The 12,467-nt window shown below is 61.0% G+C and carries 16 protein-coding genes; 10 read left to right on the forward strand and 6 right to left on the reverse strand.

Going from position 1 to position 12,467, the window contains the following annotated elements:
* The first annotated feature begins 137 nt into the window (after positions 1-137).
* The gene (locus AC07RO_RS22805) at positions 138-869 is read left to right on the forward strand and encodes a C40 family peptidase (RefSeq protein WP_133775605.1); all 732 of its coding nucleotides are present in this window, start codon (positions 138-140) and stop codon (positions 867-869) included.
* Between the two features lie 71 nt (positions 870-940).
* On the opposite strand, the gene AC07RO_RS22810 is transcribed toward AC07RO_RS22805, so the two are convergent.
* Complete coding sequence (locus tag AC07RO_RS22810; protein WP_192172978.1) at positions 941-1,975, reverse strand: type IV pilus twitching motility protein PilT; 1,035 nt, start codon at positions 1,973-1,975, stop codon at positions 941-943.
* A 54-nt stretch (positions 1,976-2,029) separates the two neighbouring features.
* Between AC07RO_RS22810 and AC07RO_RS22815 the strand changes: the two genes are divergently transcribed.
* The 8 genes from AC07RO_RS22815 to AC07RO_RS22850 all read left to right on the forward strand — a co-directional run bounded on the left by AC07RO_RS22815 (position 2,030) and on the right by AC07RO_RS22850 (position 8,472).
* Entirely contained in the window at positions 2,030-2,716 is a 687-nt protein-coding gene (locus AC07RO_RS22815) for a YggS family pyridoxal phosphate-dependent enzyme (protein ID WP_463582502.1), read from the forward strand.
* A gap of 24 nt (positions 2,717-2,740) precedes the next feature.
* Positions 2,741-3,559: a pyrroline-5-carboxylate reductase gene (gene proC / locus AC07RO_RS22820; protein ID WP_346630920.1), complete on the forward strand. Its 819-nt coding sequence runs from the start codon at positions 2,741-2,743 to the stop codon at positions 3,557-3,559.
* Between the two features lie 10 nt (positions 3,560-3,569).
* A complete protein-coding gene (locus AC07RO_RS22825; protein ID WP_192172981.1) occupies positions 3,570-4,160 on the forward strand; it encodes a YggT family protein in 591 nt (196 codons plus the stop codon).
* A gap of 237 nt (positions 4,161-4,397) precedes the next feature.
* Positions 4,398-5,537: a homoserine O-succinyltransferase MetX gene (metX, locus tag AC07RO_RS22830; RefSeq protein WP_192172982.1), complete on the forward strand. Its 1,140-nt coding sequence runs from the start codon at positions 4,398-4,400 to the stop codon at positions 5,535-5,537.
* Between the two features lie 7 nt (positions 5,538-5,544).
* Entirely contained in the window at positions 5,545-6,165 is a 621-nt protein-coding gene (metW, locus tag AC07RO_RS22835) for a methionine biosynthesis protein MetW (protein ID WP_192172983.1), read from the forward strand.
* A 141-nt stretch (positions 6,166-6,306) separates the two neighbouring features.
* Positions 6,307-6,915 carry an RdgB/HAM1 family non-canonical purine NTP pyrophosphatase gene (gene rdgB, locus AC07RO_RS22840; RefSeq protein WP_346627314.1) on the forward strand — a complete coding sequence of 203 codons (609 nt, stop codon included), beginning with the start codon at positions 6,307-6,309 and terminating at the stop codon, positions 6,913-6,915.
* Positions 6,912-8,126, forward strand: a complete 1,215-nt coding sequence (hemW, locus tag AC07RO_RS22845; protein WP_346627250.1) for a radical SAM family heme chaperone HemW — start codon at positions 6,912-6,914, stop codon at positions 8,124-8,126. The genes rdgB and hemW overlap by 4 nt, the downstream gene beginning before the upstream one ends.
* 22 nt (positions 8,127-8,148) lie before the next feature.
* A complete protein-coding gene (locus AC07RO_RS22850; RefSeq protein WP_192172985.1) occupies positions 8,149-8,472 on the forward strand; it encodes a DUF3392 domain-containing protein in 324 nt (107 codons plus the stop codon).
* Positions 8,473-8,564: 92 nt separating this feature from the next.
* Here the strand turns inward: AC07RO_RS22850 and AC07RO_RS22855 are convergent, their stop codons facing one another.
* The 5 genes from AC07RO_RS22855 to AC07RO_RS22875 form a co-directional block, all read right to left on the reverse strand.
* Entirely contained in the window at positions 8,565-9,008 is a 444-nt protein-coding gene (locus AC07RO_RS22855) for a hypothetical protein (protein ID WP_495087134.1), read from the reverse strand.
* 206 nt (positions 9,009-9,214) lie between these two features.
* On the reverse strand, positions 9,215-9,928 hold the full coding sequence (gene trmB / locus AC07RO_RS22860; protein ID WP_282368673.1) for a tRNA (guanosine(46)-N7)-methyltransferase TrmB: 714 nt from the start codon (positions 9,926-9,928) through the stop codon (positions 9,215-9,217).
* A 55-nt stretch (positions 9,929-9,983) separates the two neighbouring features.
* The gene (locus AC07RO_RS22865) at positions 9,984-10,778 is read right to left on the reverse strand and encodes a thiazole synthase (RefSeq protein WP_192172986.1); all 795 of its coding nucleotides are present in this window, start codon (positions 10,776-10,778) and stop codon (positions 9,984-9,986) included.
* Between the two features lie 66 nt (positions 10,779-10,844).
* Complete coding sequence (gene thiS, locus AC07RO_RS22870) at positions 10,845-11,045, reverse strand: sulfur carrier protein ThiS (protein WP_346630918.1); 201 nt, start codon at positions 11,043-11,045, stop codon at positions 10,845-10,847.
* Positions 11,046-11,183: 138 nt separating this feature from the next.
* Positions 11,184-11,567 carry a DUF423 domain-containing protein gene (locus AC07RO_RS22875; protein WP_065991125.1) on the reverse strand — a complete coding sequence of 128 codons (384 nt, stop codon included), beginning with the start codon at positions 11,565-11,567 and terminating at the stop codon, positions 11,184-11,186.
* Positions 11,568-11,642: 75 nt separating this feature from the next.
* Here AC07RO_RS22875 and mtgA point away from each other — a divergent pair, with 75 nt between their 5' ends.
* A complete protein-coding gene (mtgA, locus tag AC07RO_RS22880) occupies positions 11,643-12,353 on the forward strand; it encodes a monofunctional biosynthetic peptidoglycan transglycosylase (RefSeq protein WP_346630917.1) in 711 nt (236 codons plus the stop codon).
* Positions 12,354-12,467: the final 114 nt, after the last annotated feature.

A 12,467-nucleotide genomic window follows, 5' to 3' on the forward strand; every position in this document is an offset into this window, starting at 1 on the left:
CAGGTGATCAGCACACTGAGATGACGATTCTGCAGCCAAAACTGACTTTGAGGGCAGTAAATTGTTCGACAAGGGGGCTCAGAATTTCGCAAAAAGCTGTTATAAAGTTGCGCGCTGACCAACAAGAGCCCTGCCTAATGCGTCCATTTTTCAAGACATGGCTGACTATTTGTCTATTTATGCCACTGGCCGCCCACGCCACCAATCGTGAGCAAACGCTTCCACCGAGCTTCACCGGTTTCACCGCCAGGTCCGAGTCGCCGGAATCCGTTTCACGCAACATCGCTGCTCAACGAGCTGCAATGGCTGCACTGGAACAGACGGCTACTCCACTCGAGACCTCTGGCAAGCGAGCCAAAGCTGTTAAGGGAAAACCATCCCGCAGCACTCGCAAGATTTCGCAGAACACTGTCGCCCTGGCCAACACGGCGCAGATGGGTACCAAACAGAGCAGCACCGTGGTCAACCGGGCCGTTAACGCCATCGGTACACCTTATCGTTGGGGCGGCACTAGCCCAACAAAAGGGTTCGACTGCAGCGGACTGGTGAAATACGCCTTCAACGACGTGAGCGAAGTCGATTTGCCGCGCACGTCCAACGCCATGGCCGAAGGTCACGGGCAGAAGGTTGACCGCAAGGATTTGAAGCCGGGCGACTTGCTGTTCTTCAACATCAAGAGCCGCACGGTGAACCATGTTGCGATTTACCTCGGCAACGACCGATTCGTTCACGCGCCACGCCGTGGCAAATCCGTGACGATCGACACGCTGAAGAAGCCGTATTGGGACAGCCATTACGTCGTCGCCAAGCGTGTGCTGCCAAAGCAGCCGCCGAGTCAGAAAGGCACCGTGCGCATCGCCCAGCGCTGATCGCACCCGCCGCCTGAAAAACACTGTGGGGAGCGAATTCATTCGCTCCCCACAGTCGTTTGTATTCCTGATCAGAAATTATCAGGCGTCTTCGCCTTCTCCCGCGCACTCTCGCGCGTGATCAGCCCCTTGCTGATCAGGTCCTTCAGGCACATATCCAGCGTCTGCATCCCCAGCGATCCCCCGGTCTGAATCGACGAGTACATCTGCGCCACCTTGTCCTCGCGGATCAGGTTACGGATCGCCGACGTGCCGATCATGATCTCGTGGGCCGCAACCCTACCTCCGCCGACCTTCTTCAGCAGCGCCTGAGAAACAATGGCGTGGAGCGACTCGGAGAGCATCGAGCGGATCATCGACTTCTCCTGCGCCGGGAACACGTCGACGATACGGTCGATGCTCTTGGCTGCGGACGTGGTATGCAGCGTGCCGAACACCAAGTGGCCGGTTTCTGCCGCCGTCAGCGCCAGACGAATGGTTTCGAGGTCGCGCAGCTCACCCACCAGAATCACGTCAGGGTCTTCCCGCAGTGCCGAACGCAGCGCTTCGGCGAAGCCGTGGGTGTCGCGATGGACTTCGCGCTGGTTGATCAGGCTTTTCTTGGACTCGTGTACGAACTCGATCGGGTCTTCGATGGTGAGGATGTGGTGATGCTTGTTGCTGTTCAGATAGTCGACCATGGCAGCCAGGGTGGTCGACTTGCCCGAGCCGGTCGGACCGGTGACCAGAACCAGGCCGCGCGGCACGTCGGTAATCTTGCGAAACACTTCGCCCATGCCCAGCTCTTCCATGCTCAGGACCTTCGACGGAATGGTCCGGAACACGGCACCCGCGCCGCGATTCTGGTTGAACGCGTTGACCCGGAAGCGCGCAACTCCCGGCACTTCGAATGAGAAGTCTGTCTCCAGATCTTCCTCGAAGTCCTTGCGCTGCTTGTCATTCATGATGTCGTAGATCAGCCCCTGAACCTCTTTCTGGTCCAGTGCGGGCAGGTTGATCCGCCGCACATCGCCATCGACGCGGATCATCGGCGGCAGGCCGGCAGAGAGATGCAAGTCCGACGCGCCTTGCTTGGCACTGAAGGCCAGCAGCTCGGTAATATCCATACAGCTCCTCATCACATAGAATGCCGCAGACTTTAGCCCTGCTGGCGCAAATCAATGTCCACGATAGCAGAGAACATTTCAACGCTCGCCGAGCGAATTCGTAGCGCGGCGCAAGCAGTACAGCGCGACCCGGCGTCTGTCGGCCTGTTGGCGGTGAGCAAGACCAAGCCGGCGAATGATCTGCGGGAGGCCTACGACGCCGGCCTCCGCGATTTTGGCGAAAATTACCTTCAGGAAGCTCTCGGCAAACAGGCCGAATTGAGTGACCTGCCCTTGATCTGGCATTTCATCGGCCCCATCCAGTCCAACAAGACTCGCGCCATCGCCGAGCACTTTGCCTGGGTGCATTCCGTGGACCGTCTGAAAATCGCACAACGGCTGTCCGAACAGCGTCCGCCGGAACTGCCGCCGCTGAACATCTGCATTCAAGTCAACGTCAGCGGCGAGGCCAGCAAGTCAGGCTGCAGCCCTGAAGACCTGCCCGCACTGGCCGAGGCCATCAGCGCGCTGCCGAATCTGAAACTGCGCGGCCTGATGGCCATTCCCGAACCCACCGATGACCGCGACGAACAGAACGCTTCGTTCGCCGCCGTCAGCACGCTGCAGGCGCAACTTGGCCTGCCGCTGGACACGCTTTCCATGGGCATGAGCCACGACCTCGAAGCCGCCATCGCACAAGGCGCGACCTGGGTGCGGATTGGCACTGCCCTCTTTGGCGCCCGCAATTATGGGCAGCCTTAACCTTTGCCCCACAGGAAACCGTTCATGAGCAAAACCCGTATCGCGTTCATCGGCGCCGGCAACATGGCCGCCAGCCTGATTGGCGGCATGCGCGCCCAGGGCGTCGACGCTGAGCTGATTCGCGCCAGTGACCCTGGCGCAGAGACCCGCGAGCGCGTGGCAAAAGAACACGGCATCAAGGTGGTCGCCGACAACGCCGAGGCCATTGAAGGCGCCGATGTGGTGCTGTTGGCGGTCAAGCCGCAAATGATGAAAGCCGTGTGCGAAGCACTGAAGCCGGCGCTCAAACCGCATCAACTGATCGTGTCCATCGCCGCCGGGATTACCTGCGCCAGCATGCGGTCGTGGCTGGGCGAGCAGCCCCTCGTGCGCTGCATGCCGAATACCCCGGCGCTGTTGCGCCAGGGTGTCAGCGGCTTGTATGCGACGGCGGATGTTACCCCGGCCCAGCGCGAGCAGGCCGAGATGCTGCTGTCGGCGGTCGGGATTGCACTGTGGGTCGATGAAGAAGCCCACATCGACGCCGTAACGGCGGTGTCGGGCAGCGGCCCGGCGTATTTCTTCCTGCTGATCGAAGCCATGACGGCCGCAGGCGTCAAACTCGGCCTGCCGGCTGACGTTGCCAGCAAGCTCACCCTGCAAACCGCACTGGGCGCTGCACTGATGGCGACCGGCAGCGACGTCGATGCCGCTGAACTGCGTCGCCGTGTGACCTCGCCTGCAGGCACCACCGAAGCGGCCATCAAATCGTTCCAGGCCGATGGCTTCGAAACAATTGTGGAGAAGGCGCTGGGCGCCGCTGCACATCGCTCCGCCGAACTCGCCGAACAGCTGGGCAAATAAGGAACCACTCATGAATGCACTCACCGGCGCCACTATTTTCGTCATCCAGACGCTCATCAGCCTGTACCTGACCATCGTTCTGCTGCGCTTTGTGCTGCAGCTGGTCAAAGCCAACTTTTACAATCCGCTGTGCCAATTCGCCGTCCGTGCGACCCAGCCGTTGCTGAAGCCCATCCGGCGCATCGTGCCGAGCGTCTTCGGGCTCGATACTTCCTCGCTGCTGCTGGCGATCGTCATTCAGGCGCTGTTGATGGCCTTCGTACTGATGATGACCTACGGCACCATCGGCGATATCCCGCACCTGTTGATGTGGTCGATCATCGGCATCACGTCGCTGCTGCTGAAGATCTTCTGGGTCGCGATGATCATCATGGTCATCGTTTCCTGGATTGCACCGGGCAGCCACAACCCGGCCGCCGAGTTGGCCTACCAGATCAGCGAACCGATCCTGGCGCCGTTCCGTCGCATCATCCCTAACTTGGGCGGCATGGACATCTCGCCGATCTTCGCCTTCCTGGCGATCCAGGTGCTGCAGTCCTACGTCATGCCTGAACTGGCGGCCTACGCCGGCATGCCGCAAGAGCTTTGGCGGTTGATCTGACTGCCGCCGCATGCAGCCAATGAGAACGCGGTAACTCTGACAGCAGGACCGGCTTCAGCCGGGAAGCTTTAGATCTTGGGGCGACGGCGCCAGCAGCCGTCGCCTTTTTCCCAGTCTGATGAATGTCGCGCCGGCAAAAATCCAAAGCGTCACCCTCCGCGAAATCAGCCATTTACTTTGTTGCCGCACCCCCGCGCGATCTTTAGACTTACGCCTCATTTCAGCGAGAGCAGGTCGATGTCCACGGTCTTTCCCAAAGATTCTGTCGGTCTAGTCACGCCGCAAACGGCGCATTTCAATGAGCCGCTGGCCCTGGCCTGCGGACGCTCGTTGCCTGCCTACGACCTCATCTACGAAACCTACGGTCAGCTCAACGCCGCCAAAAGCAACGCGGTGCTGATTTGCCACGCGCTGTCGGGTCATCACCACGCGGCGGGTTATCACAGCGCCGAAGACCGCAAGCCGGGCTGGTGGGACAGCTGCATCGGCCCCGGCAAGCCCATCGACACCGACAAGTTCTTCGTCGTCAGCCTGAACAACCTCGGCGGCTGCAACGGCTCCACCGGCCCCAGCAGCCTCAACCCGGAAACCGGCAGGCCCTTCGGCGCCGACTTCCCGGTGTTGACGGTCGAAGACTGGGTGCACAGCCAGGCGCGTCTGGCCGACCGGCTGGGCGTCGATCAATGGGCCGCCATCGTCGGCGGCAGCCTGGGCGGCATGCAGGCGCTGCAATGGACGATCACCTACCCCGAGCGCGTGCGGCACTGTCTGGCGATTGCCTCCGCGCCCAAGTTGTCGGCGCAGAACATCGCGTTCAACGAAGTCGCGCGGCAGGCGATCCTGACGGACCCGGAATTCCACGGCGGCTCGTTTCAGGAACACGGCGTGATCCCCAAGCGCGGCCTGATGCTGGCGCGCATGGTCGGGCATATCACTTATCTGTCCGATGACTCGATGGGTGAGAAATTCGGCCGGGGCCTGAAGAACGAAAACCTCAACTACGACTTTCACAGCGTCGAGTTTCAGGTCGAGAGCTATCTGCGTTATCAGGGCGAGGAGTTTTCCGGGCGTTTCGACGCCAACACCTATCTACTGATGACCAAAGCGCTGGACTACTTCGATCCGGCCGCCAACTTCAACGATAACCTCGCCGCCACCTTCGCCAATGCCAGTGCCAAGTTCTGTGTGATGTCGTTTACCACCGACTGGCGGTTCTCCCCGGCCCGCTCGCGGGAGTTGGTTGATGCGCTGATGGCGGCGAAAAAGGACGTCTGTTATCTGGAAATCGATGCGCCCCAGGGCCACGACGCCTTCCTGATCCCGATCCCGCGCTATTTGCAGGCCTTCTCCAGCTACATGAACCGAATTGCACTCTGAGGACACCATGAGAGCCGACCTGGACATCATCCAAGACTGGATACCGGCTGGCAGCCGTGTGCTCGACCTCGGCTGCGGCGACGGCGAATTGCTGTCCTGGCTGCAGCAGCACAAGCAAGTGACGGGCTATGGCCTGGAAAATGACGCTGACAACATCGCCCGTTGCGTGGCGCGGGGCGTCAACGTCATCGAACAGGATCTGGACAAGGGGCTGGGCAACTTCGCCAGCAACAGTTTCGATGTCGTGGTGATGACCCAGGCGCTTCAGGCCGTGCACTACCCGGACCGCATCCTTGATGAAATGCTGCGCGTGGGCCGTCAGTGCATCATCACCTTCCCCAATTTCGGGCACTGGCGCTGCCGCTGGTACCTGGCGAGCAAGGGGCGGATGCCGGTTTCCGAGTTCCTGCCGTACACGTGGTACAACACGCCGAACATCCACTTCTGCACCTTCGAAGATTTCGAAGAGCTGTGCCGCGGTCGCTCGGCGAAGGTCATTGATCGGCTCGCGGTCGATCAACAGCACCGGCACGGCTGGGCCAGCAAGCTTTGGCCTAATCTGTTGGGTGAAATCGGCATCTATCGCGTCAGCAGCCCGGGCTTGCAGGACCATCAGATAGCCGTGTGACCGGTGCCGCAGGGCAGTAAAGCCCTGCCAGCCAGCGTTAGCACCCAAGTGAAGAAAGCGGGCGACAGCAACGCAACGGGCTCAGCTTCAATCAGCGGATTTAAACGCAGCAGTTTTCGCGCAGCCGATTTATACGGACTCATCATGAATCTCACCCAGCTTGTACTGGCCAGCCATAACGCCGGCAAACTCAAAGAACTTCAGGCCATGCTCGGCGCCAGCGTACAGCTGCGCTCGATCGGCGAGTTCAGCACCGTGGAACCCGAAGAAACCGGGCTGTCGTTCGTCGAAAACGCCATCCTCAAAGCGCGCAATGCGGCGCGAATTTCCGGCCTGCCGGCGCTGGCCGATGACTCGGGGCTGGCGGTGGATTACCTGGGCGGTGCGCCGGGCATCTACTCCGCGCGTTACGCCGACGGCCAGGGTGATGCGGCGAACAACGCCAAATTGCTGGACGCCCTCAACGACGTCCCCGCCGAACAGCGCGGCGCCCAGTTCGTCTGCGTTCTGGCACTGGTACGCCACGCCGACGACCCGCTGCCGATCCTCTGCGAAGGTCTGTGGCACGGCCGCATCCTCACCGCCGCCAGCGGCGAACACGGCTTTGGTTATGACCCGCTGTTCTGGGTGCCGGAGCGCAACTGTTCAAGCGCCGAACTCACCCCGACCGACAAGAACCAGATCAGCCACCGCGCCCGCGCCATGGCCATCCTGCGTCAGCGTCTGGGGCTGAGCCCTGATCAGCAATGACTCAGGATTCCAACACCCGGCCGCTGATTCTGGGCGCGACCGGTTTCTCCTCTGAGCAGCCGCGGGCGCCGCTTGCCGAGCTGCCGCCGCTGTCGCTGTACATCCATATTCCGTGGTGCGTGCGCAAATGCCCGTACTGCGATTTTAACTCCCACACCGCGAGCCCGGTGTTGCCGGAGCAGGAATACGTCGACGCGTTGCTGGCCGACCTCGACCAGGACCTGCCCCACGTTTACGGCCGCGAGCTGAGCACGATTTTCTTCGGTGGCGGCACGCCCAGTCTGTTCAGCGCCGACGCGCTGGGCCGTTTGCTGCGCGGCGTGGAACAACGCATCCGTTTCGCGCCCGACATCGAGATCACGCTGGAAGCCAACCCTGGCACCTTTGAGCAGGTGAAATTCAGCGCTTATCGCGGCCTGGGCATCAATCGGCTGTCGATCGGCATCCAGAGTTTTCAGGAGGCCAAGCTCAAGGCGCTGGGGCGTATCCATAACGGCGATGAAGCCGTGCGCGCGGCAGACATGGCCCGTCGGGCGGGTTTCGATAACTTCAATCTGGACCTCATGCATGGTCTGCCGGATCAGTCCCAGGAAGACGCCCTCGGCGACCTGCGGCAGGCCATCGCCCTCGCCCCGACGCACCTGTCCTGGTATCAGCTGACCCTTGAGCCGAACACCGTGTTCTGGAATCAGCCGCCCACGCTGCCGGAAGATGACATCCTCTGGGACATTCAAGAGGCCGGTCAGACGCTGCTTCGGGAAAACGACTACGGCCAATACGAAGTGTCGGCCTACGCGCAGCCGGGACGCGAAGCGCGGCATAACCTGAATTACTGGAGCTTCGGGGATTTCATCGGGATCGGAGCGGGCGCCCATGGCAAGCTCAGCCACCCGGATGGGCGCATCATCCGCACCTGGAAAACCCGCTTGCCCAAAGACTATTTGAATCCCGCCAAGGCCTATCAGGCTGGCGAAAAGCTGCTGCCACTGGATGAGATGCCGTTTGAATTCCTGATGAACGCCCTGCGCCTGACAAATGGTGTGGACGCTGCATTATTTCAGCGCCGCACCGGTCTAAGCGTCGATTCGCTCGCCAGCGCCCGTCTTGAGGCGGAACAACGCGGCCTGCTGGAAACTGATCCGACACGGCTGGTGGCAACCGCTCGCGGCCAGTTATTCCTCAACGACCTGCTGCAGCACTTTCTTCTGTAAGGCTCAACACTAAGGACACTGAATGGAATTCGTACTCGACTTGCTGGCCACTGTCTCGCGCTGGAGTCGCAGCAATTTGTCGGAAATCGCCCTGGCACTGGTGGGCTGTCTGCTGATTCTGTTCGGAACTGACATCAAGGGCTGGATCGAAGGCCGCATCGGCGGTTTTGCCGGCGCCCTGCGCATTCCGATCATGGCGCTGCTCTGCACCGTCGGCAGTGGCGCTGCGCTGATTTATGCAACGCCGTGGGTCGTTCGCGCACTGAGCCAGTTCAACAACTACAGCCTGGCACCGGTATTGGTGGTAGTGCTGGTGTTGATCGGGGTGGTGGCCGATCGGAAGTAACCGACCGGACATGCAAAAGCGCCCTTGCCCGCGATGGCGGGAAGGGCGCTCTCAAGAATCACACTCCGCGGTTGCCGAGTGCGATCAGCCCATCAGCGGATGCTCTGGATGCTGCCTTTGTTGCCGGTCACTTTCACGTTCACTTGCTTGAAGATGAAGTAATCGTTGACGGTGACTTCGTAACGCGGCGCCACGATCAGGTCGGAGCCGGACGATTTGACGGCCTTGAACGCTGCGGCGGCCTTGGTGGAGGAGATCGGGTCCGGCAGAGGCAGGTCGATGCCGCCACCACCGCTCGCGCCGCCGTAGGTCACGCCGTCCGCAAATTGCGTATCGCCGCCGATGTTCAACCAGCCGAACAGAACATTGGTGGACGACTCGCCGCTGATGGCTTCACCGACTTTGACGTCAGCCTTCAGATCAGTCTTCACGTCGCCGGACAGCGAAGCGCTTGGCTGGCTGACGTTATAGCTGACACAGCCGCTGGTGGTCGCAATCAGCGTGGCGATCGCAGCCATTTGCCAAAACTTGTTCATCTTCATTCCTCGTCATCAATATTGATATATGCAACGGCGGGGACTATGAAGATCAGAACTGAAAATGGATGTCGGACGATTCCGAAGACCTTGTAGCCTCCTTAGGAAGAAATCGAAGGGTTCGTCATACAAGGCAAAAAGCGGCTGAAATGTGATGTAAAAACTCAAAAGCGGCCGCTACCGGACCGCTTCTGGTCGAGAAGTGATCAGGCCAGCTTCTCGAACTTCAGATCCCAAACCCCGTGACCGAGGCGTTCGCCACGGCGCTCGAACTTGGTGATCGGACGCTCCGCAGGGCGCGGAACGCATTTGCCGTCTTCGGCCAGGTTGCGGTAACCCGGCGCCACGTTCATCACTTCCAGCATGTATTCGGCATAGGGTTCCCAGTCGGTCGCCATGTGCAGCACGCCGCCCGGCTTCAGCTTGGTGCGCACAAGCTCGGCAAATTCGGCCTGGACGATGCGGCGCTTGTGGTGGCGCGACTTGTGCCAGGGATCCGGGAAGAACAGCATCAGCCGGTCCAGGCTGTTGTCGGCCACACAACGGTTGAGCACTTCGATCGCATCGCAATCGTAAACGCGCAGGTTGGTGAGCCCTTGGGTCAGCACGCCGTTGAGCAAGGCGCCGACGCCCGGACGGTGCACTTCCACGCCGATGAAATCCTGCTCTGGCGCGGCGGCGGCCATTTCCAGCAGCGAGTGGCCCATGCCGAAGCCGATTTCTAGGGTGCGCGGGGCCGAGCGACCAAACACCTGATCGAAATCCACCGGGGCGTCGGCCAGCGGCAGCACGAAACGCTCCTTGCCCTGATCCAGACCACGTTGCTGGCCTTCGGTCATGCGACCGGCACGCATCACGAAGCTCTTGATGCGCCGATGGTGGCTGTCATCGCCTTGGGCTTTGGTGTTCTCGTCGTTCATCACTTCATCGTCCGGAAGTGGGTCGGGCGTTTGCGAATCAATCATCAACAGGCTCTTACTTGATCAGACCATCCAGCGGCGAAGACGCGCTGGCATAGAGTTTCTTGGGCATACGGCCGGCCAGGTAGGCCATGCGGCCTGCCAGAATGGCGTGTTTCATGGCTTCGGCCATCAGCACCGGGTGTTGCGCGTGGGCGATGGCCGAGTTCATCAGCACCGCCTCACACCCCAGTTCCATGGCGATGGTGGCATCGGACGCAGTGCCGACACCGGCATCGACCAGCACCGGGACTTTCGATTCTTCGAGGATGATCTGCAGGTTGTACGGGTTGCAGATCCCCAGGCCAGTACCGATCAGGCCCGCGAGGGGCATCACCGCGCAGCAACCGATTTCGGCGAGCTGGCGGGCGATGATCGGGTCATCGCTGGTGTAGACCATGACGTCGAAGCCGTCCCTGACCAGCGTTTCGGCGGCCTTGAGAGTTTCGATGACATTGGGGAACAGGGTTTTCTGGTCAGCGAGGACTTCCAGCTTGACCAGATTGTGGCCATCGAGCAGCTCGCGAGCCAGGCGGCAGGTGCGCACGGCTTCGATGGCGTCGTAGCAACCGGCGGTGTTCGGCAGGATGGTGTAGCGGTCCGGCGGCAGCACGTCGAGCAGGTTCGGTTCGCCCGGGTTCTGGCCCAGGTTGGTCCGGCGCACGGCAACGGTGACGATCTCGGCGCCCGAGGCTTCGATGGCCAGTCGGGTCTGTTCCATATCCGCGTACTTGCCAGTGCCGACCAGCAGGCGCGACTGAAAAGTACGACCGGCCACGGTGAACGGCTTGTCGCTGCGAACGTTGCTCATCTGAAATCCTCTTTACGGTTGAGGTTTTTGCAGTGCCTGCGGATCAGGCCGGCGGCACGTCGAAGGCTAGCCGCCACCGATGGCGTGCACCACTTCGACCTGATCGCCTTCGGTCAGCGTCGTGGCGGCATGCTGGCTGCGCGGGACGATGTCCAGATTGAGCTCGACGGCGACTCGGCGCCCGGCCAGATCCAGACGTGTGAGCAATCCCGCGACGGTTTCGCCGTCGGGCAGCTCAAAGGATTCACCGTTCAACTGAATGCGCATGCGAGGGGCAGCCATCATTTTAGGGGGCGAGCATTCTAGCCCGATCGGCCGGTATGACCAAGGCAAAGCCACGCCATTCGTCTCGGGCGTAGCCTGGGTATGGGGCGCGTCCGCGACAGGCGCGCGCCCCAGGCGGGATTAAAGCGTGTCGAGCCCCAGGCGCCATGCCGTCCAGCCGAGAATCGCCCAGCCGATCAGGAAAAACAGGCCGCCGAAGGGGGTGATGATGCCCAGCTTGGTCGCGCCGGTCAGCGTCATCAAGTAGAGGCTGCCGGAAAACAGGATGATGCCCAGTGTGAAGGAGATGCCTGCGTAGGTGACGAGCCGGCCCTGGATCTGCATCGCCAGCAGCGCCACGCCGAAAATCGCCAGCGCATGAATCAGCTGGTAGAGCACGCCGGTGTGGAAGACCGCCAGGTACTCGGGGGTCAGGCGGTTTTTCAGGCCGTGGGCAGCGAACGCGCCAAGGGCGACGCCGGTGAATCCGAAGAAGGAGGCCAGCATCAGAAAGGTTCGTAACATGTACAACTCCAGGCAAGTTCAATGACGCGTGGTCTGTATAATGGCCCGCTCAAACGCTTCGGCCAAGCCATCTCTATGCTGCAATTACTTCTCCGTCGTGTCGCCAAAGGCCTGCTCTGGTTTGCAGCGACGAGTGTCGTGCTGGTGCTGATTTTCCGTTGGGTCCCTCCTCCGTTTACCGGCTTGATGGTCGAGCGCAAAATTGAATCCTGGTTCGACGGTCAGCCCATTGACCTGCAGCGCGACTGGGAGTCATGGGACAACATCTCCGATGACCTGAAAATCGCTGTCATTGCCGGCGAGGACCAGAAGTTTGCCGAGCACTGGGGTTTCGATATCGACGCCATTCAGGCGGCACTGGTTCATAACGAACGCGGCGGCTCCCTGCGCGGGGCCAGCACGCTGAGCCAGCAGGTGTCGAAAAACCTGTTTCTGTGGTCGGGCCGCAGCTACTTCCGCAAAGGCCTGGAAGCCTGGTTCACCGCGCTGATCGAGGTGTTTTGGTCCAAGCAGCGCATTCTTGAGGTGTACCTGAACAGCGTCGAATGGGACGACGGCGTCTTCGGCGCCCAAGCGGCCGCGCAGCATCACTTCCATGTGAATGCCAGTCAGCTGTCCACGCAGCAGGCAAGTTATTTGGCCGCCGTCCTGCCCAACCCACGGGAATGGAGCGCCAGCCACCCCAGTGGCTATGTCTCACAGCGGGCAGGCTGGATCCGCCAGCAGATGCGTCAGCTGGGTGGGGATGAGTATTTGATGGGGTTGAATCACAGCCGGAAGTGGTGAGCCCAAGTCTGGCTTTATGGCTTTCGTAGGACTGGCTTTAAGCTTTCGTAGGACCGGCTTTAGCCGGGAACGCGTCACACGTCACGCCGCAAGCCTAATGGCGCTCAACCCGGC

This window comes from Pseudomonas sp. GW821-FHT07F05 (genome assembly GCF_059418765.1).

Coding starts and splice junctions, on each gene's coding strand:
- AC07RO_RS22805 (WP_133775605.1), top strand. CDS start 138: ATGCGTCCATTTTTCAAGACATGGCTGACTATTTGTCTATTTATGCCA.
- AC07RO_RS22810 (WP_192172978.1), bottom strand. CDS start 1,975: ATGGATATTACCGAGCTGCTGGCCTTCAGTGCCAAGCAAGGCGCGTCG.
- AC07RO_RS22815 (WP_463582502.1), top strand. CDS start 2,030: ATGTCCACGATAGCAGAGAACATTTCAACGCTCGCCGAGCGAATTCGT.
- proC (WP_346630920.1), top strand. CDS start 2,741: ATGAGCAAAACCCGTATCGCGTTCATCGGCGCCGGCAACATGGCCGCC.
- AC07RO_RS22825 (WP_192172981.1), top strand. CDS start 3,570: ATGAATGCACTCACCGGCGCCACTATTTTCGTCATCCAGACGCTCATC.
- metX (WP_192172982.1), top strand. CDS start 4,398: ATGTCCACGGTCTTTCCCAAAGATTCTGTCGGTCTAGTCACGCCGCAA.
- metW (WP_192172983.1), top strand. CDS start 5,545: ATGAGAGCCGACCTGGACATCATCCAAGACTGGATACCGGCTGGCAGC.
- hemW (WP_346627250.1), top strand. CDS start 6,912: ATGACTCAGGATTCCAACACCCGGCCGCTGATTCTGGGCGCGACCGGT.
- AC07RO_RS22850 (WP_192172985.1), top strand. CDS start 8,149: ATGGAATTCGTACTCGACTTGCTGGCCACTGTCTCGCGCTGGAGTCGC.
- AC07RO_RS22855 (WP_495087134.1), bottom strand. CDS start 9,008: ATGAACAAGTTTTGGCAAATGGCTGCGATCGCCACGCTGATTGCGACC.
- trmB (WP_282368673.1), bottom strand. CDS start 9,928: ATGAACGACGAGAACACCAAAGCCCAAGGCGATGACAGCCACCATCGG.
- AC07RO_RS22865 (WP_192172986.1), bottom strand. CDS start 10,778: ATGAGCAACGTTCGCAGCGACAAGCCGTTCACCGTGGCCGGTCGTACT.
- thiS (WP_346630918.1), bottom strand. CDS start 11,045: ATGCGCATTCAGTTGAACGGTGAATCCTTTGAGCTGCCCGACGGCGAA.
- AC07RO_RS22875 (WP_065991125.1), bottom strand. CDS start 11,567: ATGTTACGAACCTTTCTGATGCTGGCCTCCTTCTTCGGATTCACCGGC.
- mtgA (WP_346630917.1), top strand. CDS start 11,643: ATGCTGCAATTACTTCTCCGTCGTGTCGCCAAAGGCCTGCTCTGGTTT.